This is a genomic window from Serratia sp. (in: enterobacteria) (assembly GCF_051654945.1).
Lineage (GTDB): Bacteria > Pseudomonadota > Gammaproteobacteria > Enterobacterales > Enterobacteriaceae > Chania.
Window position 1 is genome coordinate 93,218 of sequence record NZ_JBOFZA010000093.1, and the last position, 22,001, is coordinate 115,218.

At 54.8% G+C, this 22,001-nt stretch carries 21 protein-coding genes; 9 read left to right on the forward strand and 12 right to left on the reverse strand.

Annotated features, from left to right (window positions below):
• Position 1 precedes the first annotated feature (1 nt).
• The 4 genes from bcsQ to ACRDCA_RS23940 form a co-directional block, all read right to left on the reverse strand.
• Positions 2-808, reverse strand: coding sequence for a cellulose biosynthesis protein BcsQ (gene bcsQ, locus ACRDCA_RS23925; protein WP_438691774.1), 807 nt, complete (start codon positions 806-808; stop codon positions 2-4).
• Positions 799-1,332 carry a cellulose biosynthesis protein BcsO gene (gene bcsO, locus ACRDCA_RS23930; RefSeq protein WP_438691775.1) on the reverse strand — a complete coding sequence of 178 codons (534 nt, stop codon included), beginning with the start codon at positions 1,330-1,332 and terminating at the stop codon, positions 799-801. Before bcsO ends, bcsQ begins: the two co-directional genes overlap by 10 nt.
• Positions 1,333-1,764: 432 nt before the next feature.
• Entirely contained in the window at positions 1,765-2,727 is a 963-nt protein-coding gene (ybiB, locus tag ACRDCA_RS23935; RefSeq protein ID WP_438691776.1) for a DNA-binding protein YbiB, read from the reverse strand.
• Between the two features lie 42 nt (positions 2,728-2,769).
• Positions 2,770-3,402 carry an FMN-binding negative transcriptional regulator gene (locus ACRDCA_RS23940; RefSeq protein WP_438691777.1) on the reverse strand — a complete coding sequence of 211 codons (633 nt, stop codon included), beginning with the start codon at positions 3,400-3,402 and terminating at the stop codon, positions 2,770-2,772.
• 125 nt (positions 3,403-3,527) lie between these two features.
• Here ACRDCA_RS23940 and ACRDCA_RS23945 point away from each other — a divergent pair, with 125 nt between their 5' ends.
• Together ACRDCA_RS23945 and ACRDCA_RS23950 are read left to right on the forward strand one after the other, a co-directional pair.
• Positions 3,528-4,070: a LemA family protein gene (locus ACRDCA_RS23945; protein ID WP_438691778.1), complete on the forward strand. Its 543-nt coding sequence runs from the start codon at positions 3,528-3,530 to the stop codon at positions 4,068-4,070.
• A 4-nt stretch (positions 4,071-4,074) separates the two neighbouring features.
• Positions 4,075-6,162 carry a DUF2207 domain-containing protein gene (locus ACRDCA_RS23950; protein WP_438691841.1) on the forward strand — a complete coding sequence of 696 codons (2,088 nt, stop codon included), beginning with the start codon at positions 4,075-4,077 and terminating at the stop codon, positions 6,160-6,162.
• Positions 6,163-6,201: 39 nt separating this feature from the next.
• Here ACRDCA_RS23950 and ACRDCA_RS23955 read toward each other — a convergent pair whose 3' ends face one another.
• The gene (locus ACRDCA_RS23955) at positions 6,202-7,620 is read right to left on the reverse strand and encodes an MFS transporter (protein WP_438691779.1); all 1,419 of its coding nucleotides are present in this window, start codon (positions 7,618-7,620) and stop codon (positions 6,202-6,204) included.
• Between the two features lie 98 nt (positions 7,621-7,718).
• Here ACRDCA_RS23955 and ACRDCA_RS23960 point away from each other — a divergent pair, with 98 nt between their 5' ends.
• Complete coding sequence (locus ACRDCA_RS23960; protein WP_438691780.1) at positions 7,719-8,549, forward strand: helix-turn-helix transcriptional regulator; 831 nt, start codon at positions 7,719-7,721, stop codon at positions 8,547-8,549.
• Position 8,550: 1 nt separating this feature from the next.
• Here ACRDCA_RS23960 and ACRDCA_RS23965 read toward each other — a convergent pair whose 3' ends face one another.
• A complete protein-coding gene (locus ACRDCA_RS23965; protein ID WP_438691781.1) occupies positions 8,551-9,486 on the reverse strand; it encodes a DMT family transporter in 936 nt (311 codons plus the stop codon).
• A 222-nt stretch (positions 9,487-9,708) separates the two neighbouring features.
• On the opposite strand from ACRDCA_RS23965, the gene ACRDCA_RS23970 reads away from it, so the two are divergent.
• Complete coding sequence (locus ACRDCA_RS23970; RefSeq protein ID WP_438691782.1) at positions 9,709-10,143, forward strand: Lrp/AsnC family transcriptional regulator; 435 nt, start codon at positions 9,709-9,711, stop codon at positions 10,141-10,143.
• Here ACRDCA_RS23970 and dinG read toward each other — a convergent pair whose 3' ends face one another.
• Positions 10,144-12,345 (reverse strand): ATP-dependent DNA helicase DinG, encoded by a 2,202-nt coding sequence (gene dinG, locus ACRDCA_RS23975; protein ID WP_438691783.1) that lies wholly within the window; start codon positions 12,343-12,345, stop codon positions 10,144-10,146. It abuts the gene before it with no gap.
• Between the two features lie 494 nt (positions 12,346-12,839).
• On the opposite strand from dinG, the gene ompC reads away from it, so the two are divergent.
• Both ompC and ACRDCA_RS23985 read left to right on the forward strand, forming a co-directional pair.
• The gene (gene ompC, locus ACRDCA_RS23980) at positions 12,840-13,934 is read left to right on the forward strand and encodes a porin OmpC (protein ID WP_438691784.1); all 1,095 of its coding nucleotides are present in this window, start codon (positions 12,840-12,842) and stop codon (positions 13,932-13,934) included.
• A gap of 199 nt (positions 13,935-14,133) precedes the next feature.
• A complete protein-coding gene (locus ACRDCA_RS23985; protein ID WP_438691785.1) occupies positions 14,134-14,970 on the forward strand; it encodes a GNAT family N-acetyltransferase in 837 nt (278 codons plus the stop codon).
• A 44-nt stretch (positions 14,971-15,014) separates the two neighbouring features.
• Here the strand turns inward: ACRDCA_RS23985 and ACRDCA_RS23990 are convergent, their stop codons facing one another.
• The 4 genes from ACRDCA_RS23990 to ACRDCA_RS24005 all read right to left on the reverse strand — a co-directional run bounded on the left by ACRDCA_RS23990 (position 15,015) and on the right by ACRDCA_RS24005 (position 19,041).
• Positions 15,015-15,326 carry an AzlD domain-containing protein gene (locus ACRDCA_RS23990; RefSeq protein WP_438691786.1) on the reverse strand — a complete coding sequence of 104 codons (312 nt, stop codon included), beginning with the start codon at positions 15,324-15,326 and terminating at the stop codon, positions 15,015-15,017.
• Positions 15,323-16,033, reverse strand: coding sequence for an AzlC family ABC transporter permease (locus ACRDCA_RS23995; RefSeq protein WP_438691787.1), 711 nt, complete (start codon positions 16,031-16,033; stop codon positions 15,323-15,325). Before ACRDCA_RS23995 ends, ACRDCA_RS23990 begins: the two co-directional genes overlap by 4 nt.
• 70 nt (positions 16,034-16,103) lie before the next feature.
• Entirely contained in the window at positions 16,104-16,949 is an 846-nt protein-coding gene (locus ACRDCA_RS24000) for an AraC family transcriptional regulator (protein ID WP_438691788.1), read from the reverse strand.
• Positions 16,950-17,595: 646 nt separating this feature from the next.
• Complete coding sequence (locus tag ACRDCA_RS24005) at positions 17,596-19,041, reverse strand: MFS transporter (RefSeq protein ID WP_438691789.1); 1,446 nt, start codon at positions 19,039-19,041, stop codon at positions 17,596-17,598.
• Positions 19,042-19,144: 103 nt separating this feature from the next.
• On the opposite strand from ACRDCA_RS24005, the gene ACRDCA_RS24010 reads away from it, so the two are divergent.
• The 3 genes from ACRDCA_RS24010 (at position 19,145) to ACRDCA_RS24020 (ending at position 21,212) form a co-directional block, all read left to right on the forward strand.
• Positions 19,145-19,798: a helix-turn-helix transcriptional regulator gene (locus tag ACRDCA_RS24010; RefSeq protein WP_438691790.1), complete on the forward strand. Its 654-nt coding sequence runs from the start codon at positions 19,145-19,147 to the stop codon at positions 19,796-19,798.
• Between the two features lie 141 nt (positions 19,799-19,939).
• A complete protein-coding gene (gene yedA, locus ACRDCA_RS24015; RefSeq protein WP_438691791.1) occupies positions 19,940-20,851 on the forward strand; it encodes a drug/metabolite exporter YedA in 912 nt (303 codons plus the stop codon).
• 184 nt (positions 20,852-21,035) lie between these two features.
• Positions 21,036-21,212: a hypothetical protein gene (locus tag ACRDCA_RS24020; protein WP_438691792.1), complete on the forward strand. Its 177-nt coding sequence runs from the start codon at positions 21,036-21,038 to the stop codon at positions 21,210-21,212.
• Positions 21,213-21,218: 6 nt separating this feature from the next.
• Here ACRDCA_RS24020 and ACRDCA_RS24025 read toward each other — a convergent pair whose 3' ends face one another.
• Entirely contained in the window at positions 21,219-22,001 is a 783-nt protein-coding gene (locus ACRDCA_RS24025) for a phosphate/phosphite/phosphonate ABC transporter substrate-binding protein (RefSeq protein WP_438691793.1), read from the reverse strand.

Sequence of the window (22,001 nt, forward strand, 5' to 3'; positions counted from 1 at the left end):
CTTACGAAGAGCCATAAATAGACGTAGTATGATGATACGTACCATCTCCAACACTAAGCCCTAAAATTACTGCAACCTTTTTGCTGATCTGCTCAATATCAAATGCGGCAGCCGACACCGGGCTAATATCCATGATCGCCCGTTGTGATGCGTTGGCCTCCGGGACACACTCATCGCGGTGGATGGTCCCCAACAGTTTGTCTTGCAAACGCTGCTCGAAGAATTGCGTCACATCTCTGCTCAAGGTACGCCGCATGTCGCTCTGGTTTACCACGTAATACTCGCCGACCTCACTACTGGCAGGTGCACTCATAAATTTATGCTGCTCAATATTGGGTAATAAACTGAGCGATGCGGTATCGGCCAGCAACACCATGATGCGCATATCTGCTGCGGCCTGCATGGCCTGGACTGCCGCGTTGCGCCCCGGCGGCATATCGGCGATCACCACCATGCCGGGAATTTTCAGCACCGCACTCAGTCCGCGCTGAATAAACATCGGCTCATTGAGCAAATTGTCATCGAACTGAATACGCTGCTCATCGGTGACGTCACCGTATGGTAAAACGAACAGGTTCGGCCCGACCTTGAGAATAAACTGGCTCCAATCGGATAAACTCGCCGACTGGGCAACAAAACCCCGGTTATCGGAAATGGGTACGCCAAAATGCAGCCTGAGCGCATTCTGCGTGTCGAAGTCGACAACCAGAACCTTACTGCCGCTACGGGCTAATGCATAAGCCAGATTAGCGGTTATCGTGGTCTTCCCTACCCCTCCTTTCGGAGAACAAACACAGACTAACGGCATGAGGCAATAGACTCTAAAAGTGGTTTGAGTAATGTATTACGATCGGCCTCCATGACGTCATCGGTGATGGAGGTTTTCTTACTGAACATTTGTTTAAAACGCTGGCTCTCCGGCTGCGAGACGGGCGGCGGAGCGCTTGCAGGGGAATTAAAATAGTTTCCCTGGGCAGGAGCTGTGCGCGGGCTTTCCGGCTGAGCGGTTTTGGTGAGCGTAGTTTCTACTGGCGGAGCGAAACGTGCAAAATTATGCGTCATATGGCCAGGCAAGGCGGTATTTTCTGTTATCACCGTAGTGGCCGGCGCAGGCGGTACGACCCCCAAAGGCACGCTGGCAGCCAGGTCCGAACTAGCGATCGGCGTTGGCTGCGCGCTGCCAGCAGGGAGAACACCATGGCCTGCCACCTGATCGACAATTGACCAGCGATGCGGAGCCGATGCGGCGTCCTCACGAGGAAATTCTTTATAATCAATCTCTTTCAGATTCGTCTTATCTTTAAACCCTTGGACATCATCATATTTGCTCATAATCCAAACCTATAAGATTACAGTTGGCACTTTATGAATACATACAAATCACGAATGTAAAATAACGTGACCTATAACCCAAATACATAATAGACCACGGTCTATGTATTTTAAGCGCCTCTCTTCTTATGATTTAGATAGAGTAGCTTACAAGTCCCTTTTTACAACCAAGACGGAGCGAACCCCGTTATCGATGGAAAGTCATGTAAGACCCCAAGCTGATGAGCTGAGTGTAATCTACTTCTTTCAAGTTATACACCTGAGTTTCAAACGCTTTTACTCAAGTTTTTCGCATTTACCACTAGTATGTCGCAGAATTTAAGCGGTTAATTATATACAGCCTCTGCTTTGGGATTTTTTTTACTAAAAATAGCCAGCACAACAGTGATAAATACTCGGGGCGATTATATTCGCCCCTGGCTGTGGTGATAATCAGGCAGTTTCACACAGCCTGGCCATCCCCTGCTCCAACGTATCTACCTGGCCGGTAGCGACCAGGCAGCAGGCAACCTGCCGGGCGATAGGTTCAGGAATGGCAATCTCGCCTGCCAGACAACGTTCCGTCCAGCGCGCCGTCGTTGCGGCATCCTTGGCGCTGGGCACCTCGGCTAACGCATCCTGTTCTGGCCGTTCCAGCAAAATCTGCTGCTCCCCCCCAACGATATAGTGGATTTTTGGGCAGCGTTGCGGATTGGCGTACGCTTCCCCTTCGGTGCCATGCATCAGTAATCCCCGCGCACCAATCTGGCAGAAAAAGGAGGCTACACGCTCGACGTATTCCGGATGGGAAACGCTGGCAATGCGTAGCACGTCCTGGTCACCAAACGGCGTGGCCAATTTTGCCAGCGTATGGGCGCTGTTGCGCACCCCCATCTTCCAGCGCAGGCCAAGTTGGTTTTCCAAAGCGGGTGCAAGCGCCGACACCGGGATAAACACCGGTTCTCCGCCATCCAAACGCCGTTGGGCTGCCTGGGGATCTTCAGACCAGGGCAACCCAAGCTCACGGAAAATCTCTGCGCTGGTGACGCGCGTGCTGTCGTTCAATACGCCGTGAACCACGACCGGCAACCCGACCCTGGCCAGCAGCAGCGCCAGCAACGGCGTCAGGTTGGCTTGTTTACGCGCACCGTTGTAACTGGGTAATACCACCGGCATCGGGCGGCCCTGCGGGGGTTGCAGCCGCATCACCTGCTGTTGCATCGCCTGATAGAAGCCAAGCATCTCTTCTTCGGCCTCTCCTTTGATACGCATGGCAATCAGGATGGCTCCCAACTCCAGCGCCGGCACGACATCGGCCAGCATCGCCTGATAGAGTTCAAAAGCCGTTTGCCGATCCAGATCGCGCGCATGGTTCTTGCCACGGCCTATTTCTTTGATAATTTTGCTGTAATCCATCGCTCGCTCCGTGGATAAGGTTTGCGTTAAGCATACCTTACCTTATCTACGGCGGCGCTCAACCTCCGATGCTAGCCGCTGCTGGCTATCGTCACCAGCTCGCAGACCGTCGATCACGCCATCGATATCCGCAGCGGTGCGGTTCTGGCTCATTTTCCATTTACCTTCACGCCGGGTGACGGCGATTTCGATACCGATAATGCCTTGGAGATTGGCGGCAATATAAGCTGCGGGGGCATCGTCAAGCTTCCAAGGCTGCGGCTGACTACCCTCATGCACCGCCGTCAGTTGCGTCAGCAGCTGTCGCAGCCAGGCGCCATCTTGTATGACCGTTGGCGTGCCCCACATCTGTACGGCGGCGTAGTCCCAGGTAGGCACCGCTTTACCGGTACGCCGTTTGGTTTCATACCATCCCGGCGAGATATAGCCTTCGGCCCCCTGAAATACCACCAGGCACTCTTGCCCCGCTTGCAGCACCGACCAATGCGGGTTGCCTCGTGACAAATGTGCTCTGAGCGTCACCTGGCCCTGCTCATCGCTATCAATAAGAAAGGGGATCGGATCCGCCATCAGGCCTTGTGGCCCCTGGCTAACGATTAGCCCCAGCGGATTAGCACGCACCAAGGCAATCTGGGCGTCTAAATCGTCTTCACGGAATGACTCTACCTGATACATGGCTCACGTTTTCCTGATTAATGAGGCTCGCTGAGTATAGGGATTTACCCGACATAGCGGATTAAGATAGTATCCGTAAACATACAATGGAATGATGTATTCCCCGTCAAGCATGGAATGAAAAAATGGAAATTTATATCGCTGTGGCTGCGATCGCCGTAGTGCTGATCTGGGCCGTGATGACCTACAACCGTTTTATCTCGCTGCGCCGTTTCAAAGACGAAGCCTGGAGCGGTATAGCGGTACAACTCAAGCGCCGCCACGATCTTGTCCCCAACCTGTTAAGCCTGGTGAAGCGCTACGCTCAGCATGAAAAAGAGCTGTTTGAAACCCTCTCAAGTCAGCGCAGCGAACTGGTTGGCAGCACCCGCCAGATTGCCGAGAATGAACGGGAGCTCTCAGGAGCCTTGGGCCGCATTTTTGCGCTGGCGGAGGCTTACCCGGAACTGAAAGCCAACGAGAACTTCCTCTCCCTGCAGCAATCCCTCGCCGAAATCGAAGAGCAGTTGCAAATGGCTCGCCGCTACTTCAACGGCACGGTGCGCGATTTAAATATTCTGGTTGAGTCGTTCCCCAGCTTGCTGCTGGCCCGCCTGTTCAATTTCAACACGGATGCTTTCTTCGAACTCGAGGATCCCGAGGATGCACAAGTTCCACGGATGGACTAATACCATGCAGGCATTATCTGGCTGGCTAGTACGAGTTTTATGGGTGTTATCGCTATTGGTGACGGGAGCCGCGCAGGCCGCAACTGATGATATCCCCGTGGATATTGCCGTGTCGGTTGCCGCAGCGTCCGACAACGAAGCACCCGCACCAAGAGCTCCCCGTCTGGTTCGGGCTTATGAACATATTCTCTCGTTCGATACCCACGCACGCTTTAATGCCGATGGCAGTATGGAAATGCGGGAAAACATCAAGGTGCTGTCTTTAGGGCAAGAGATACGCCGTGGGATTTTCCGCACCCTGCCCCTGACCTGGAACCGCCAGGACGGCAAAATTTTCAGCGTGGATTATCAGGTCAAACAGGTATTGCGTGACGGCGTTGCCGAGCCGTTTAGCCTCGATAAAAGCGCGAAAACGCTGACCGTGCGAATCGGTAGTGCCGATCATGTTCTGCAACCGGCGATCTATAACTATGAGATCCGCTATCAGGTCAGCAACCACTTCAGCCGCTTCCCCGAGTGGGACGAACTCTACTGGAACGTCACGGGGAACGATTGGGCCTACCCGATCGCCAAGGCCAGTTTTCAGTTGGAATTGCCAAACGCCAGCAACTTTCTCGATGGCGAAGGCAAAGATACTCGCCTGCGCACGATTGATGTCTATACCGGGGAACGAGGGGCCAAAGCACACAATGCCCGGATCCTGGCCAATGGCAGCATACAAACCACGCAGCCGCTCGACCAGGGTGAAGGCCTGACCGTCGTCTACACCTGGCCGCGAGATATTCTGGCCGGTGCCGCCGCCCCGCAAGCCTCCTCACCGTGGGTGCATCTGCTAGTGCCCACGCTGGCAACCAGCGCGATCTGGATACCGGTGCTGCTGCTCATGGTCTATTGTCTGTGGTGGTGGCGTAAAAACGTGACCAATATCGGGTTGAAGATGCCACCGGTTGTGCCGCTGTATGCGATGCCGACCAACCTATCGCCCGGCTATCTGCGGTTTATTACCCAGCGTAAATACGACGACGTGGCCTTCAGCAGCGATCTGCTGGATCTGGTCGCCAAACGCGGCGCGGCGATTACGCTCAAAGCCAGCAAATCCGCCAGCCCGTGGTTCTCCAAATTTCAATCGGCAGACCAACAATGGTTATCGTATCAAGCTGAAGACTCAAACAAGCGGTTGACTACCAGCGACAGGCAGTTGCTAGGCCTGTTATTTAGCGGCGCTCGCAAAAACATCAACCTGAGCCTGGCCTATCAGCGGCCAATGCAAAATGCCCGAAAATGGTTGGAAAAACGCAGTGAGGACCAGCGAGAGAAACTATTCAGCAAATGGGGTAAACCGGTGCGCCGCGCCGTGTATATCATGCTGCTGATACCGTTGATTTGCGGGGTATTGTTTAATCCCGGTGCGGCGGCAATCACCATTCCGGCCATGATATTCCTGTTGCTCGGCCTCACACTGCTGTCTTTACCGCTGAAATTTATAGTAAACCCGAAAAAAACCTGGAACACCTGGGGGTTTATCCCCCTGGTTATTTCGCTGATATTTGGCCCATTTGCCACCTTTGCCAGCGGCCTTTTCATGTTCGGCATGTTACCCCTGACCCAATTTCCAGCCGGGTATATTGGCGCGCTGCTGGTCGCCATTCTGTTTTGCATCGCCTTTGGCTGGATGATCCCGCGCTACACCCAGCGGGGGCTGAATGACTTGGCCGCGGCCCAGGGGCTGAAACTGTACCTTGGGACCGCCGAGAGGCATCGCTACCAGGCTCTGTACCCGCCCGATCGGTTGGTTGCACACTTTGAAAGTATGCTTCCAGCGGCGCTGGCGCTCGGCGTGGGCAAAACCTGGGCCAATACCTTTGCCGAGTATCTGAGCCAATCCGGTGCCATGTCGGAAGCCTTTGCCGACGCAGATTGGAAACGCGTGGATCGTTTTAGCCATTCCTGTATTGCATCGTCCATGGCGACGCCCAGCAGCAGTTCCAGTTCTGGCTCAAGTTCATCGGGCTCCAGCTCCAGAGGCTCGGGGTCTTCCGGTGGCGGTTCATCCGGGGGAGGTTCGGGCGGCGGCGGTGGCGGCGGTTGGTAGAGGTGAAGGCAGTGCCGGGCTAACCGGCACGCTGGTGCCTTAATCCCCCCTACTGAGCTGATAGTGGGTGTAGAGCAACAGCCCCAGGGCAATCAACATCGCCAGCAGGTTATAGCCCATAGCCCCCGCAAAGGCTCTGGCATAGTGCTGCCGCTCTGCGCCACCGGCCAGCAGCGGCACAAAGAACATACCGCTAGCCGCAATGCCCAATGCGCCACCAACCTGCTGCACCGTTGACACCAAGCCTGCTGCCATACCCGCTTGATGTTCCTTGGCCAGGCCAAGTACCCAATTGAGCAATGGCGTCATACTCAATGCCTGGCCAAACCCCAAAATGACCAGGCCGGGCAGCAGTTGCAGCGGCGCATCAAACACCTTGCCCATAAGTACCTGCACCACCAGCAATAACATGCCACCGGCATAGATCGCCACACCGCCTGCCAATACACTATTTCCCCTACGTTGCACCCAGCCCGGGGCCAAGAATGATGCCAACATAAAGGCGGCGCTGGCCGGAGCAAACAGGCTGCCCGCCTGGAACGGTGTCAATCCCATTCCGGTCTGCAACAGCAGGGCGAAACACAGAAAGAAGGAGGATGCGGTGGAGTAAATCACCAGCACGATGGCCGTACCGCGAGCAAAATGACCTTGGCGAAATAACGCAGGATCGAGTACCGCATCGCCGGAGTGACGGGCAAGATGGCGTTCCCACTGGATAAACCACCCCAACAGCCCCATCGCTACCAGCGTCATTGGCAATATCCACCAGGGCCAATGTCGCGATGGGCCTTCCAGTAACGGGAACAGTAACAGCAGTAAACCGCCAGCGGCCAGCAGCAAGCCTTTAACGTCCAGCCTTTGCGCCTGTGCCAACCTGGATTCAGGAATACGTCGTGCCGCCATCACCGCCAGCACGCCAATAGGCAGGTTGATGAGGAAAATCATCCGCCAACTGCTGCCCAGGATATTGGCCTCGATAATAAAACCCCCCAACACCTGGCCGCAAATCGCCGCCAGCCCTAACGTCATACCCAAACGAGCAAAGGCTCTTCGCCGCTGATCTTCGCCATAAAGGACGCGTAATAAGGCATAAATCTGCGGAAACAGCAGCGCCGCCGCCGCGCCTTGCAGAAAGCGGGCAACAATCAGCATCCATAGCGACCCAGCAAAACCACAGAGGGTTGAAGTCAACGCAAAAGCCAACATGCCATAGCTGAACATCCGCCGTCGGCCATAGCGATCTCCCAATCGCCCACCGGCAATCAGCAAGATGCCGAAAGCCAGTTCATATCCGGCGATAATCAGCCCAACCCCGGCAAAACTGGCGTTAAACTGTTGCTGGATCACCGGCACCGCCACATTAACCACAAACAAATCGAATAGGGTGACAAACCCACCGAGCAGCAATACCGGCAGCCCCGGTAACCCGGCCTTACTGTCAGACAAAGGATGTTCCATAACGCCTCCAGAAAACACGATGGCGGCAGTATGGAACATGCTTTAAACTGTTACTATATAGCCAGTTATACTATTACTAAGAGTAACAGGAACCGCCGATGCCCCCACGTACCCTTAATCGAACTCGCCAGGAGTTGGCAGACTTTCTACGTATGAAGCGTGAAAAACTGTCCCCCCAGGCCGTTGGCCTGCCTAGCGGCACGCGGCGGCGCACGCCTGGGTTAAGGCGTGAAGAGGTTGCCGCCCTGGCGGGAGTAGGCCTGACCTGGTACACCTGGCTGGAGCAGGGACGGGAAATCAATGCTTCGGTGGAGTTTCTGGAGGATCTGGCGCGGGTACTGAAGTTGGATGCAGCCGAACGCTATCATCTGTTTTTACTGGCGCATCAGCGGCCACCGGTGGTTGCAGGCCATCAGTGGTGCCAAGTCACGCCACTGGTTCGCCGCTTGCTTGACGATCTGACTTTGCGCCCGGCCTATGTGATGAACCTGAGCTGGGATATCATCGCCTGGAACCCGGCAGCAGACCGCCTGTTTAGCATTAGCGAACGCCCGCCGCAGCAGCGCAATATGCTATGGATGCTGTTTGCCGATCCCGAACTCAACCAGCGCTTGGTGGGCTGGCAGGAGCAGGCTCCGCAGATCCTGGCCAGCTTTCGCCGTGATTACGCCCGTGCGCCGCAAGATGCCACCATGTTGCAACACATTCAGTCTCTGAGCGATATCTCCCCCCAATTTCGCCAGTTGTGGCAGCAGCACGATATTCATGGCCGCTGCCAGGGACAACGCACTTTTGTGGTTGCAGGGGCAGGCGAAGTGACGTTTGAGCACGCCTCATTTATTGTTGATGAAGAAAATCACCTGCGGCTGGTCATGTACAGCGCGCAGCCTGATTGCCCCACCAGTGCCGTCTTTGAAGCGCTGCTTTAAGCTATTTCCTGCTAAGCGTGTAAGCTAACCCTGTAAATACGCTGCCCAGCAGATGTTTGAGATGAGATAAACTACGTTCTCCCAGCAGATTCATCCCAGCGGCGGCTAACAGGATGAGAACTGCACCGACAATTTGCAGCCCACCAAGATGATGACCAAACGCCAGACGATCTACCATCATCGCCGCTATCGGATAGATAAACGACAGTGAGCCGGTCAGATTAGTGGGCAGCTTTTGGATCGCGCCGTACAGCAGCACATACATCAAACCAGTGTGCACCACACCCAGCGTGGCTAGCATGCCCCATTGTGTACTGCTGGCAGGGGCAGAGAAATCGACCAACGGCAGTAACATCAGCGTACCTACCATAACCTGGATCAGGGCAATAAGATGTGGAGGTGTCCCCTTCAGCCGTTTAGTAATCAGCGCCAGCAGGGCATAGAAAAAGGCTGCGCCAAGCGACAACACGATGCCCCACAGATAATGACTGCTTCCAGTCGATACATTGGGTTGTGCCAAAACGACCAACACCATGCCGGAAAATGCCAGTAGTAGCCAAAATAACTTGCTGGCAGTAAGTTTTTCTCCCAAAAACAATGCCCCCAGTCCCACCAGCATAAATGGCTGGGTATTGTAGACAGCGGTAGCGATGGAGATGGAGGCATAAGAATAAGCGGCAAACAGCAATAACCAATTCACCACCAAGGCAACACCTCCGGCCGCGGCCAGCAACAACACCGCAAGCGATAGCCGGTCACGGTGTAATTGCCCTAACAGACCACAAACCACCAGCAATACCACAGTGCCAACTGCGCAACGCCAAAACACTACGTTAACCACCGGTTGCCCGGAAATCAGTACAAACCAGCCTATGCTGCCGGAGATCAACATGGCTGCCACCATTTCCAGCGAACCGCGTTTTATCTCTGTATTCATGGCAAACTCCTGGTAAAAAAATCGGGTATTCACTGGTTTGAAGCCAGCGAGATATTGCGGCATTGCGCTCCTATCCCAAAGGGAACTCGCTAGACTCAACCGCCAACGTTACGTCATAGCTTGTGATTTTTTCGCAAAACTTTCCATGGAGAAAAATAGGAAAAAAATACTAATTACATTTATATTTAAGGTTAAAAGTGGTTTTTACCTAACGGAGATGTTATGGATGCGATTGATCGCCAGATCCTGACCATTTTGGCTGGTGATGCGCGGATTTCATTGAAGGCCTTAAGCGCTCAGGTAGGTCTTTCCTCCCCTAGTACTGCCGAACGATTACGGCGCCTGGAGGAAAATGGTGTCATTGAACGCTACACGCTTAAGGTCAGCCTACAGGCTCTGGGTTACAGCTTTCAGTCGCTGGTGCGCATCAAGCCGTTGCCCGGAATGTTGAAAAAAGTGGAGCTCATGCTGCAGGAGATCCCAGAAGTGATCGAGTGCGATAAGGTCACGGGAGAAGACTGCTTTATCGCCCGCCTGGTATCGCACTCGATGGAACAGCTTGATCAGGCTTTGGATAAACTGGCCGAACGCGCGCAGTGCAACACCTCCATCGTGAAAACCACACCGGTGAAACGCCGTTTGCCCCCGCTGCTTTAATCAGCGGGCACGGCGGCGAGCGAACGGGTTTTTGCGCTTTTTCTCTTTTTTGGCGGCCTCTGCCGCCGATTTCAACGCCGCCTTATGGGCTTTGTCTGCTTCCGGCACTTCGCGCTGTTCGATCGGGAATACCGGCAGCGCCGCCAGCAACCGCGAACCGTAGCTCTTGGTCAACAGGCGACGATCGTAGATCACAATTTCACCGTGACACTCGTTGCTGCGGATCAGGCGGCCCACCTGTTGGATCAGATTAAACGAGGCGCTTGGCAGGCTCTGCACCTCAAACGGGTAACGGTTGAGGGACTTCAGCCACTCGCCCTCGGTGAGGATCACCGGGCTGTCGATCGGTGGGAAGGCGATCTTGTGAATATGGACCTGGGTCAGCAGCTCACCTTTCAGATCCAGCCCTTCGGCAAATGACTGTAACCCGATCAGTACGCTGGCGGAGCCCTTCTCCACCCGCTTACGATGCTCTTCCACCAGCCGGTAACGCGGCTGATCGCCCTGTACCAACAACATCAGGCGCAGATCGGTGACATAGCTAAGGAAGGTTTGCATCGCACGATGGCTGCTAAACAGGATCAGCATCCCTTTATGCTGGCCGCTGGCCTGCTCGCCACGGAAAAAGCGCGCCATCTCTTCCAGATGCTCAGCTTCATTGGCCATTGCGGGTTCAAAACGCATCTTGGGAATGACGATTTTACCCTGTTCAACGTGATTAAACGGCGAAGACAGCGTTTCAAAGCGATCGCCCGCCTTCTCACTCAGCCCGCTCATTTCTTGCAACCGGGAAAAGCTATTTAGGGAGCGCAACGTTGCGGAGGTGATCACCACGTGCGGCACCTTGCGCCACAGCAGCTTCTCCAGTTGATCGCTGACGCGGATACCCACGCAATGCAGGTAAAGATGGATAACGTTATCGCGCAGTTCGCGCGCAATCCATTTGGAGATTGGGGCATTAGAGGATTTATCCATCGCCGCCAGCCGCCACAGCTTGCTCATCGCCTCCAGATAGCCCAGCGTACGGCTCATCTGGATGAGGGTGCGATGCAGCCGCACGATATCGTGTTTGCCGGTCTGCTCACTAAGATCGTTAACAATAAATTCGGCCAGGCCGCGCAGGCCGTCCGTCAGTTTGAACAGGCGTGCGCAGATCTCTACCATTTCGGCCGGAAGTTCGCCCATTTCGAAGCGATATTCGGCGTTGCCGCTGTCGGGCGGCAGGTAGGCGTTGGCCAGATGCTCAAAAATCTGGATCAGTTCGCGCAGCTCTTCGCAGTGGTTTTTTAGCCGTTCACTATTGGCTAGCCCTGGCGGGTTCTTTGGCCGGTACTGGGTCATGCACAGTTCCACCTGACGCACGATCATGTCCAGTTGCAGGTTGGTCGATAGTGCGGTGATCTCGCCGTCTATCTCCAGCGCATCCCGCGCCACCTCCGGCAAGTGATGGCCTTCATCCAGCACCAGCAGCAGCTCTTTCGGGTTCGGCAATACCGACTCGGTTTCCAGCGCCGCCATCACCAACGCATGGTTAGCCACCACCACGTCGGCGGTTTCGATCTCTTTACGGGCAATATAGAACGGACATTCACGAATATAGTGGCAGTTGCGCCCCAGGCAGTTGGCCTTGTCGGTACTCAGTTTGCCCCACAAGGGATCGGCTATCGATAGCTGATAGTGATCGCGCAGCCCGTCCCATTCATGGCGCGCCAGGGCTTTCGCCAGCTTTTGGCACAGCGCCTGCTCTTCGCCGTTGGACGGTGCCAGTTCGTTTTCGTCCAGGTACAGCATCAGATCGCCCTGTTCGGCCACGTCGGTACTCATCGCCGCCAGGTTGCGCGGGCAAACATAGCGCCCACGGCCAAACGCGCCGGTGAATTTCAGATCGGGAATGATCTTTTTCAGCAGCGGTAAATCTTTGCTGTAGATCTGATCCTGCAGCGCCACGTTGGCGGTGCTCACCACCAGCGGTTTGCTTTCGGCACGGCCAACGGCAATACCCGGGATCAGGTACGAAAGCGTTTTACCCACGCCGGTTGGCGCTTCGATCGCCAGATGGCGAGGATAATCACCGGCCAGGGTCTTCGCCACTTCGGCAATCATCTGCCGCTGAGGGGCACGGGAAATAAAATCCGGTATTTGCTGCTGCAGAGCTTTGTACCACTGGCCGATCTGATCTTTAACTGCGGGGGAAAGCGCCATTCAACTCTTATCTAAACGAAATGATGGCGCTATTGTCCCACAGACCGCCCGCGACGTCAGCCCGAGTTACGGTCGGTTTGCCAACATTGCGAAACGCACCGCATGGCTCACCTTTCGCCAACAATAGGGCATTGAATGTTTTACGTGTAACCTCGCAGGTTTGAACAACCGTCGTTGTGCCTATCTGCAACAAAAAACACCGCTCCCAGCTTATTTTTCACCATTCAATACAAGTTTGAATACTCTGTCATAAATACATCACACAACTGCGGTAAAAATTCTGCGCTGCGCTAGCTCAGGCAGCACACTGAAACAGTGATACAACTGATGATAAGCGTCTTTCAATCGTATACCCGTCATCTTTCAAGCTGCAGCGTTGTTACCTGCACTATCTCACCCCAGTCACTTACTATAAGTAAGCTCCTGAGGATGAGATAGTTTGTCGCCTAGCCGCAGCTTGAAATCTATAGGGTATAATTAAATAAAGGAACACCATGAAACCAAATCTTCTTGCCGTTATTGCGGCACTTTTCATTGCCCAGACCGCCCAGGCAGCAGAGATCTACAATAAAGACGGCAACAAGCTCGATTTTTATGGTCGCGTAAAAGCGCTGCATTATTTCTCCGATGATGCCGGCAACGACGGTGATAAAACCTACGTACGTATCGGTTTTAAAGGCGCAACCCAGATTAACGATATACTGACCGGCTACGGCCAGTGGGAATATCAGATTGCCGCCAACCACAGCGAAGCCGATGGCAGCAAAGACACGAAAACCCGTCTTGGCTTTGCCGGCCTGAAAGTAAAGAACTTTGGTTCATTCGACTATGGCCGCAACTATGGCGTTATTTATGACGTTGCCGCCTGGACGGATATGCTGCCCGAGTTCGGTGATGACACCTATATCAAAACCGACAACTTTATGACCGGCCGTGCCAACGGCGTAGCCACCTACCGCAATAATGACTTCTTTGGCATGGTCGATGGCCTGAAGTTTGCCTTGCAGTACCAGGGCAAGAACGAAAACGACGGCCGCGCCAACAGCAAGGCCAACGGCGACGGCTTCGGTCTGTCTTCCAGCTACGAAATCATCGATGGCGTCAGCGTGACGGGGGCATACGCCTCTTCCAACCGGACTAGCGGCCAGAAGCAGAGCGCTTTTGGCAAAGGTGATAAAGCCGACGTCTGGGCAACCGGCCTGAAATACGATGCCAATAGCGTGTATCTGGCTGCCACTTATGCAGAAACCCGTAATCTGACACCAATTTCTGGTACCGCGACGATTAATAATACCGCAACGTCCGTGAGTGGCTTTGCCAATAAAACCCAGAACGTAGAATTGGTTGCACAATATCAGTTCGATTTTGGCCTGCGCCCGTCACTGGCTTATGTCCAGTCTAAAGGCAAGGATATTGAAAATATCGGCGATACCGATCTGGTAAAATATGTTGATATCGGTGCCTATTATTACTTCAACAAGAATATGTCCACTTACGTCGACTATAAAATCAACCAGCTTGATGACAATAACAAACTGGGCTTGAAAACCGACGATGTCGTTGCCGTAGCATTGACCTATCAGTTCTGATTGACGCTGTGACTCATAACCACGACTGCAATTTATAGCTTCGGCTATTTCAACGTTCTTTACCGGGCGGTAACGCCCGGTTTTTTCATCCCCCTCTCTGCTGCAACAGCGGATAACATTGGCTAAATACAGCGTACTACTTGCCTGATAGGCCGATCGCAGCTAGATATAGAGTTCCCACCGCTGCCTTGGAACCGCCATGCCAATCGATACCCAGTTCGAGTTTCACACCGCCTTGCCCTATAGCAGTATGCAGTTGGCGCAAATACTCAGCCATTGCTTTGAGAACTACATAGTCCCATTTGTGATCGATGGAGAAACCTTTGCTAGCCGCTTCGCCGCCGAAGACCTCAGCCTGAATCACAGCATTATCGTCACCCACCAGCAGCACCCGGTGGCGCTGGCCTTGATCGCGCGCCGGGGCCTGCATAGCCGCGTCGCGGCCTTATCTATCCGCCCGGAAATGCGCGGCAGAGGATTAGGCAAGGCGTTGATGCAACGCATTATGACGGATGCCCACACGCGAGGTGACCGCCAGCTTTCGCTGGAGGTGATCGTTGGCAATCAGGCGGCACTGGCGCTCTATCAACAGGCTGGTTTAGCCATCACCCGCACGCTGTTGGGTTTCCACGCCCCCTTGGCGACCCCGCAAACCTCCGTAGACTTGCAAGAAATCGACCCGTTGGCACTTGCCCAGCGGATGACCGCCGACGGTGAACGTGGCCTGCCGTGGTTGATCGCCCCGGAATCACTGTACAAACTGCCCGCCAGCCCGCGCGCTTTCACTTTGCAGCAACAGGCTTTTGCTTTGGTGATCCCGGGAGCACAGCAGTGCCAACTACGCATGATTTATGTGCCACCAGCGCTGCGCGGTCAAGGCCAGGCACACCGTCTGTTGCAAGCACTGCAAACGCAGTTTGCCCCACTGGCGCTGTCGTCCAACGTGTTTGTTCCAGACAATGTTGCTCCCTTCTTCCAGCATCTGGGCTGGCGTGAGGATCCACTGCGGCAGTTTGAAATGACAATCGCTTTGTGATGATGCCCCCAGAATGACTCCTGGGGGAATGTTCAGGGCAAGGGTTACAACAGAGTACGCAACAGAATAAACATCAGCATACTCAGCACCACGACCACCAGCGTGTTACGCAGAAACACGGCCAGCACAATGGCGAACAATGCCCCCCACAGATAAGGGTTTTCAGGCAGGGCGCGCCACTCGTCCCCATTGAAGGCGATGATTGGCCCGCAGATAGCGGTCAATACCGCGGGGACCGAGAAGCTCAGCAGGGTTCTCATCCGTTGCGATAAACGCACCGGCAGGCTGGGAGCCAGAAAACAGTAGCGGTTGAAGAAGACGATCACGCCCATCAGCACAATAGTCAGCCAGATCATTCTTGCCCCCTGCTGCACAACAGCCCAACCAACATCGCCACCACGGTGGTAATAATCAAGGCGCCCGGCACCTGATAATGGTGCAGGCCAATAGACAGCACCAACGCCGTCACTACGCAGGCCAACACGGGTACATTACGCACCAGCGGTACGATAATGGCGATAAAGGTGGCGGCGATCGAAAAATCAAGGCCGTAGCTGTCCAGATCGCTGACGCTGCTGGCCGCCACCACGCCGAGCAAGGTCGCAAAAAACCAGCTCAGATAGAAGGCCAAACCGGCCCCGAGTGCATACCAGCGGTTAAAGCGCGCCGGTCCGTGATCTCCCGTTAAGGCAAATAACTCATCGGTCAGCAAAAATGCCAACGCCACTCGCCATCTCAGCGGTAGCGGAGCAATGCATTCTCGCATACGCAGGCCGTAGAGAAAGTGCTGAGCGGTGACAAAAAAGGTGGAAATCAGGATCGCCAGCATACCGGCACCGCTCTTGATCATGCCCATCGCTACCAGCTGTGAGGCTCCGGCAAAAACGATCGCCGACATCCCCAATCCTTCTGCCACCGTCAGGCCACTCTGGATCGCCATTGACCCTGCCAGGATCCCCCAGGGCAGCACTGCCAGGCACAGCGGCAGGATCGCCACCGCCCCTTGCAACGCCGGACGCAGGCGCAACGTTGGTGGCTCCGTGAGTGTTGATTGGTAAGTCATTATTTTCTCCTTCGATCGAAGGATCAGAATAACGCAGGATGGGGAATGAGTATTGTATCTATTTGCGCATTTATCTCAGCGACTTGACATAGTCGCCGGGCGTCACGCCAATGGACTTACGAAAATGACGGTGGAAATGACTCTGATCGTGGAAACCACAGGCCAGCGCCGTTTCCAGCACACCACTGCCCGCCTTTAACATCTGGCGCCCTTTACGCAAACGTGCCTGGATCTGATAGGCATGAGGAGGTAAACCGGTGGCCTGTTGAAACTGACGTAACAGGTAATAAGGGCTGAGCCCGGCCTTATCGGCCAATTCCAGCAGGGAGATATTGGCCTCGGGGAAATCGTCCAGAAAGGCTTTGATCCGCGCGATCTGGCTTTGTGCCTTACTTTGTGCGACAGGTTCTATGCGGCTTTTGCCGTGGCGGAGCATCAGCCAGGTCAGTGCAGAAAACACCAATGTCTCTTTCACCAGGCGATTTTCGTTACTGCGCATCATGCCAAAGGCCATGCGCAGTTGCCCGGCCAGCCCGGCGTCCTGTACGACGGGATTGGGGAAGTACGGCGTGGCTCCAGCTACGGTTTTCAGATCGCGGGATAAGTTGGCCAGCAGCTCAGGTTTAGGATACATGGCCTGATAGGACCAACCGTCTTCGCTGGCAGAGCTGCCGGTATGGATATCATCGGAATTAACCAGGATCACGCTACCTAGTGGTGCAACATGCTCGCCACCGGTGCGGTAAAAACGCTGGGCCCCTTCGTCAATCACACCGACGCAGAACCCCTCGTGGCTATGGCGGGAGAAGGTCTGGCGGCGATAGGTGGCCTGTAGCACTTCCAGCCCGCCGAGATCGTCGACGTGCATAAAATTAGCCTGTTCCTGACGCCCTTTCCGGCTCATGCTCTCTGCCATATTTACCTTCCCCGCTGAATGAAACGCATTCTAGCACTCGGCAAGAGCGGGCGTTTGTACAAAATTGCCCATGTCGCCCTTCCCCCCCTGCGCCAGACAATGCGGCACGGTAAAAGGAACCGGATAAAAAGCGTAACGCCCCTATTAAATAGGTTAGCTAATAAAATTAAAATCACCATTTAGACGATTCAATTAAACATTCAATTAATATTAGCAATCACTAACAGCCTAATACCACTGAGATTATTGACGCTAGTAAATTACATTTAAAACTTACAGCAATCATTAAAAAATAAAAATATCACACCTGACTTCCTCAAAAAATATTGATATCAGCTTGCAACTGAGTTATTAATAAACACACCTTTCAGACTAAACACAACAACATGAATACACTCTATAAAATCGTCTCTGTCATCCTCGGTCTGGTTTTATCCTCAATGTTCCTGTCCGGGGCTGGGATTGAGGTCAGTTATTTCTACTCGGCCCCGGAGAGAATATCCAAACTTGTCGTTTCACTATTGTTTTCAATTTGCTTTATTATTGTGCTGCATAAAGTTATTTGCGCCATGTTTAAACAACCGCCATCTACGGGCAAAAACCAGGATGGCGGTTGATTAACATCGGTTCAGTCACCGTTTCTTTATCAGGAAACCGATGTGCTCGGAGCGTGGCTAGACTCTGCGGTTGGTTGGCTAATTGCCGCACTGCGCCATGCGCTGTAGATCGCCAACAGTGGGGCCAAGGCAAACAGCAGGAACAACCAATGAGCGGCGGAGGCTGCGCCCTCAATGCCCCCCGGCGTGGTAAAGCCGGCCAGATTGGTCACCATCCCCGCCAGTGCTGCGCCAAACGCCGTGGCGAACAGTTGCACCGTGGTGATGGATGCCCCGGCGATGTCCTTATCGGCCTGAGGAGCTACCTGCAAAATGCGCGTCAGCAGGTGCGGCCAACCAAAACCAATACCGAAACCAACCAGCGTCAAGGCCAGCACGATCGGCCCCAACGCCTGCCAATGACCGTTAGAAGGCATCGGCATCAGTACCGCCAACCCCAACAAACCAAGCAGCACCAGGATCGGCCCGCTGATAATCGCCAAACGGATCCCCTTTCCACGCCAGCCGGAACTGAGGATCTCCGACAGGGTCCAACCCGCCGCCATGGTGGCCGCGATATAGCCGGAAATCAGCGGCGACTGTCCATGCAGGGTTTGCAGGAAGTAAGGCACAAAGATCTCGCTGGTCATGCCGATCACCAACAAGGTGACCGTGGCGTACAGCGAAGCCAGAGCCGAACCACGGCGTAACGCCTGATGTGGCAACAGACGAGCGCTGGAACGCCCCTCACGTCGGATTAGCCAAATCATCAATAACAGCGCCACCACAATCCCGCCCACGTTAATCCAGCCGTTGTTGGCCAGGCTACCTGCCGACACCACCAGCACCGCCCCAGCCAGCAACAATAGCTGCAACAACGGCAGTGGTGCCGCGTGCTGCTGTGGCTTACCCTTGGGCAGAATACGGAACGTAAAGGCGGCGTACAGCACCATGATCGGCAGCAGAATACCGAACGCCCAACGCCAGGCGTTTAATTCGGCAAAAATCCCCCCGACGGCGGGCCCCACCAGCGTGGCGATCCCCCACATCGCGGAGATCAGCGCCATGGCACGTGGCCAGAGTTTCTGTTCAAACACCAGGTTAATCATTGCGTAGGACAGCGCAAAAATCAGGCCACCACCAAACCCCTGCACCGTGCGGCCAATCAGCATCACTGGCATGGAAGGAGCCAGCGCACACAGCATCGCTCCCACGATAAAGAACAGCGAGGCCACCAGATAAGCGCTGCGCGCGCCATAGCCACTGAGCAAACGGGCTGACAGTGCCGAGCCTAATATCGAGGCCACCACAAACAAAGTGGTATTCCAGGCATAGAGATCCAGCCCTCCGATATCCTGCACCACCGAGGGTAAAATGGTGGTCGCGACCAGAATATTGATCGCATGTAAGGCGACGCCGAGCGACAGTGCGATGGCACTGGCGGCATTTTTGCCGGAAAAGAGATCTCGCCAACGGCTGTTATCATCGGTTATCACGGTTATCGTCCTGTTTTCAGAGGAATGGCATTGAGTTGATCTTGCTATTAGGCTAAATTTAACAAGCAATATCTTGGAATAATTAAGGGCGAGGCGCTGTAATATGTCAAGAATTAACTTGGAAAATGGCGAATGCACCGCACATTCGGTCAGTGACCGCTTGCTTAAGCTGTTGAAAACTCACGGCCCACAGCAAGCTTCTGAAGCAGGTAAAGTGCTTGGCACCACCGGCGAAGCCGCCCGTCAGCAGTTCGTCAAGCTGGCAAAAGAGGGGCTGGTAGAAGCCAGGGCCGAAACCCGTGGCGTTGGCCGCCCGGTACAGCTCTGGCAGTTGACCGCCGCTGGCAACGCCCATTTTCCCGACGCCCACGCCGAGTTAACCGCCCAACTGCTGCGTACGGTGCGTGACAGATTGGGTGAGCAAGCGATGGATTTGCTGATTGACAGCCGGGAGCAGGAAACCCGGATCAATTATAAACAGGCGATGGTCGGTGCGGCCGATCTGCGTGAACGAGTTGCACGTCTGGCGGCTATCCGTTGCCGTGAAGGGTATATGGCCGAGTGGAGCGAAGGGCAAAACGGCGAGTTTCTGTTGGTGGAAAACCACTGCCCCATCTGTACCGCCGCAGCGGTTTGCCAAGGCTTTTGCCGCGCCGAGCTGAACGTATTTACCGAGGTGCTGCAGGCCAAGGTGGAGCGCAGCGAACATATTCTTACCGGTGCCCGCCGCTGTGCCTATCAGATCTCTCCAGCATAATCCCTTGATTTTAGCCAGGGATTGGCGAGCATCGCCTGGCAGCACGACACGATTAAACGGGTAGAAAAGCATTGCTTATCGGCTATGCCTTAAGGTTTACTGAGTGTCCTAACGATTTTTCACCCTACCGAATATAAACCCATGCTGAGCCAAAAAAATCGTCATCTCCTGCCGTTAATCGGGGCGCTGTTTACCTTATATATTGTCTGGGGATCGACCTACTTTGCCATTCGAGTTGGGGTGGCAAGCTGGCCTCCCCTAATGATGGCGGGCATTCGTTTCCTGATTGCAGGTATCATCCTGTTCGTTTTCCTGTTGCTACGGGGTCATGCCCTGCCAACCCTGAAACAGTGGGTTGCCGCTGGCACCATTGGCATTCTGTTGCTGGCCGTGGGCAACGGCCTGGTCACGGTGGCCGAACATCAGGATGTGCCTTCCGGCATTGCCGCGGTGATGGTCGCTACGGTGCCGCTGTTCACCCTATGCTTCAGCATGTTCTGGGGTATCCGTAATACTAAACTGGAGTGGGCCGGCATCGCCCTTGGCCTGGTGGGCATTGTGCTGCTCAATACCGGGAATAACCTGATCGGCAACCCGACCGGCGCGCTGCTGATCCTGTTGGCCTCCGCCAGTTGGGCTTTTGGCTCGGTACTCGGTTCACGCATTTCGCTCCCCGCCGGGCCGATGGCCGGTGCCGCAGAAATGTTGGTGGCGGGCGTGGTGCTGACCATCGCCAGTCAATTGTGCGGTGAGCGTTTGGAGAAAATACCGAGCTTCAGCGGCTTTATGGCGCTCGGTTATCTGATTGTTTTCGGTTCGATGCTGGCGATCAGCGCCTATATGTTCCTGCTGAAAAACGTCCGCCCTGCGGTTGCAACCAGCTATGCCTACGTTAATCCGGTGGTAGCGGTGCTGCTCGGCGTCGGTTTTGCTGGCGAGTCGCTGGGCCCACGTGAGTGGCTGGCGCTGGTGATCATCGTTTCGGCGGTGGTGTTGGTGACGCTGGGTAAATACCTGTTTGGCCGCCCGGCAAAGGTCCAACCAATCAGCTAAACGCCCCTTACCCTAACCCTCTCCCAAAAGGAGAGGGCACCGAATGTGCGCCATATTAACTCTCGCGTCTGAGCTGGCACCGCACCAAACCTGAAAGCAACATACCCCAACAAAACGAGGGTTGTTTCACCTGCCGAAGGGGCTATAATTCCCGCTGTTCTGGACAACCTGCGAAAAAATAATTATGCGGAAAAAAGCGTTTCTCATCGTCATCGCCTTATGTGCCTTCGGCTCTCTGGGCGGCGTGTTCCTGGCCGGGCTGAATATGTACACCCGCTCTACGACGCCACAAGAAGAGACCACGACTACCAACGACGCCGCTGCCGATAGCGCCCCAACGGCACCACTGCAAGCTAAATAATCCGCGTTATAACGCCGTTACGCCAGCGTTGACCGCCAGTTGCTCAAGCTCGGTCACCCGCTGATAGGCGGCGCGCGGTACCACACTGAAATCACCGATTAACAGGCTTTCACTGGCCGCATGATTGACCATGGCGCTGGCTGCAGTGCGCAAAATGGACAACTGTGAGGGTGACGTATCCGCAGCGGTGATCAACGGCAAGCCCGGAACCGCAGCCGTACGGCCAATAATCTTCAGGCCGGCAACGGCCAGTGGCCGCGCTCGCTTCAACAGGGCAAGGCTGATGCAATCGATAGCCGCGATATCCGCCCGCCCATCCCTGATCATCTCCAGCGAGCGATAATGAGCGCCAGAGGCGATAGCCTGGAGGAAAAATCGGCCTTCACGTGCCAGCGGTGCAATCAAGGCCCGCAGGCTGTTATACCCCGACTGGGAATCCTGGCTGTTATACGCCACCACGCGATCGCGAAAATCCTCCAGACGGCCAGCAGGTTCTTCCTCTCGCACGATCAGCCAACTGCTGTAGTTCGCCCCGCTGCAACCTTCCACGCGATAATGGTAAGTGCCCACCAACTGTACCTGTGGCAATGTCGTCACCAGCGGATAGCCGCAGGTCTGGCTAAGCAGCAGATCCGGCCGCTGCCAATGTTGTGGCAAATCTTGCGGCCAACTCAGCTCCTGGGGAACATCAACCAGACCCAGTTGCCGCAGCTTATCGCGCAACGCCTGCCAGAATGGTTCCACCTGTTGGTGGCTAACGCCGTACATCGGTAAAGAGACTATCGCCAT

Coding starts and splice junctions, on each gene's coding strand:
- bcsQ (WP_438691774.1), bottom strand. CDS start 808: ATGCCGTTAGTCTGTGTTTGTTCTCCGAAAGGAGGGGTAGGGAAGACC.
- bcsO (WP_438691775.1), bottom strand. CDS start 1,332: ATGAGCAAATATGATGATGTCCAAGGGTTTAAAGATAAGACGAATCTG.
- ybiB (WP_438691776.1), bottom strand. CDS start 2,727: ATGGATTACAGCAAAATTATCAAAGAAATAGGCCGTGGCAAGAACCAT.
- ACRDCA_RS23940 (WP_438691777.1), bottom strand. CDS start 3,402: ATGTATCAGGTAGAGTCATTCCGTGAAGACGATTTAGACGCCCAGATT.
- ACRDCA_RS23945 (WP_438691778.1), top strand. CDS start 3,528: ATGGAAATTTATATCGCTGTGGCTGCGATCGCCGTAGTGCTGATCTGG.
- ACRDCA_RS23950 (WP_438691841.1), top strand. CDS start 4,075: ATGCAGGCATTATCTGGCTGGCTAGTACGAGTTTTATGGGTGTTATCG.
- ACRDCA_RS23955 (WP_438691779.1), bottom strand. CDS start 7,620: ATGGAACATCCTTTGTCTGACAGTAAGGCCGGGTTACCGGGGCTGCCG.
- ACRDCA_RS23960 (WP_438691780.1), top strand. CDS start 7,719: ATGCCCCCACGTACCCTTAATCGAACTCGCCAGGAGTTGGCAGACTTT.
- ACRDCA_RS23965 (WP_438691781.1), bottom strand. CDS start 9,486: ATGAATACAGAGATAAAACGCGGTTCGCTGGAAATGGTGGCAGCCATG.
- ACRDCA_RS23970 (WP_438691782.1), top strand. CDS start 9,709: ATGGATGCGATTGATCGCCAGATCCTGACCATTTTGGCTGGTGATGCG.
- dinG (WP_438691783.1), bottom strand. CDS start 12,345: ATGGCGCTTTCCCCCGCAGTTAAAGATCAGATCGGCCAGTGGTACAAA.
- ompC (WP_438691784.1), top strand. CDS start 12,840: ATGAAACCAAATCTTCTTGCCGTTATTGCGGCACTTTTCATTGCCCAG.
- ACRDCA_RS23985 (WP_438691785.1), top strand. CDS start 14,134: ATGCCAATCGATACCCAGTTCGAGTTTCACACCGCCTTGCCCTATAGC.
- ACRDCA_RS23990 (WP_438691786.1), bottom strand. CDS start 15,326: ATGATCTGGCTGACTATTGTGCTGATGGGCGTGATCGTCTTCTTCAAC.
- ACRDCA_RS23995 (WP_438691787.1), bottom strand. CDS start 16,033: ATGACTTACCAATCAACACTCACGGAGCCACCAACGTTGCGCCTGCGT.
- ACRDCA_RS24000 (WP_438691788.1), bottom strand. CDS start 16,949: ATGGCAGAGAGCATGAGCCGGAAAGGGCGTCAGGAACAGGCTAATTTT.
- ACRDCA_RS24010 (WP_438691790.1), top strand. CDS start 19,145: ATGTCAAGAATTAACTTGGAAAATGGCGAATGCACCGCACATTCGGTC.
- yedA (WP_438691791.1), top strand. CDS start 19,940: ATGCTGAGCCAAAAAAATCGTCATCTCCTGCCGTTAATCGGGGCGCTG.
- ACRDCA_RS24020 (WP_438691792.1), top strand. CDS start 21,036: ATGCGGAAAAAAGCGTTTCTCATCGTCATCGCCTTATGTGCCTTCGGC.
- ACRDCA_RS24025 (WP_438691793.1), bottom strand. CDS start 22,001: ATGGCGATAGTCTCTTTACCGATGTACGGCGTTAGCCACCAACAGGTG.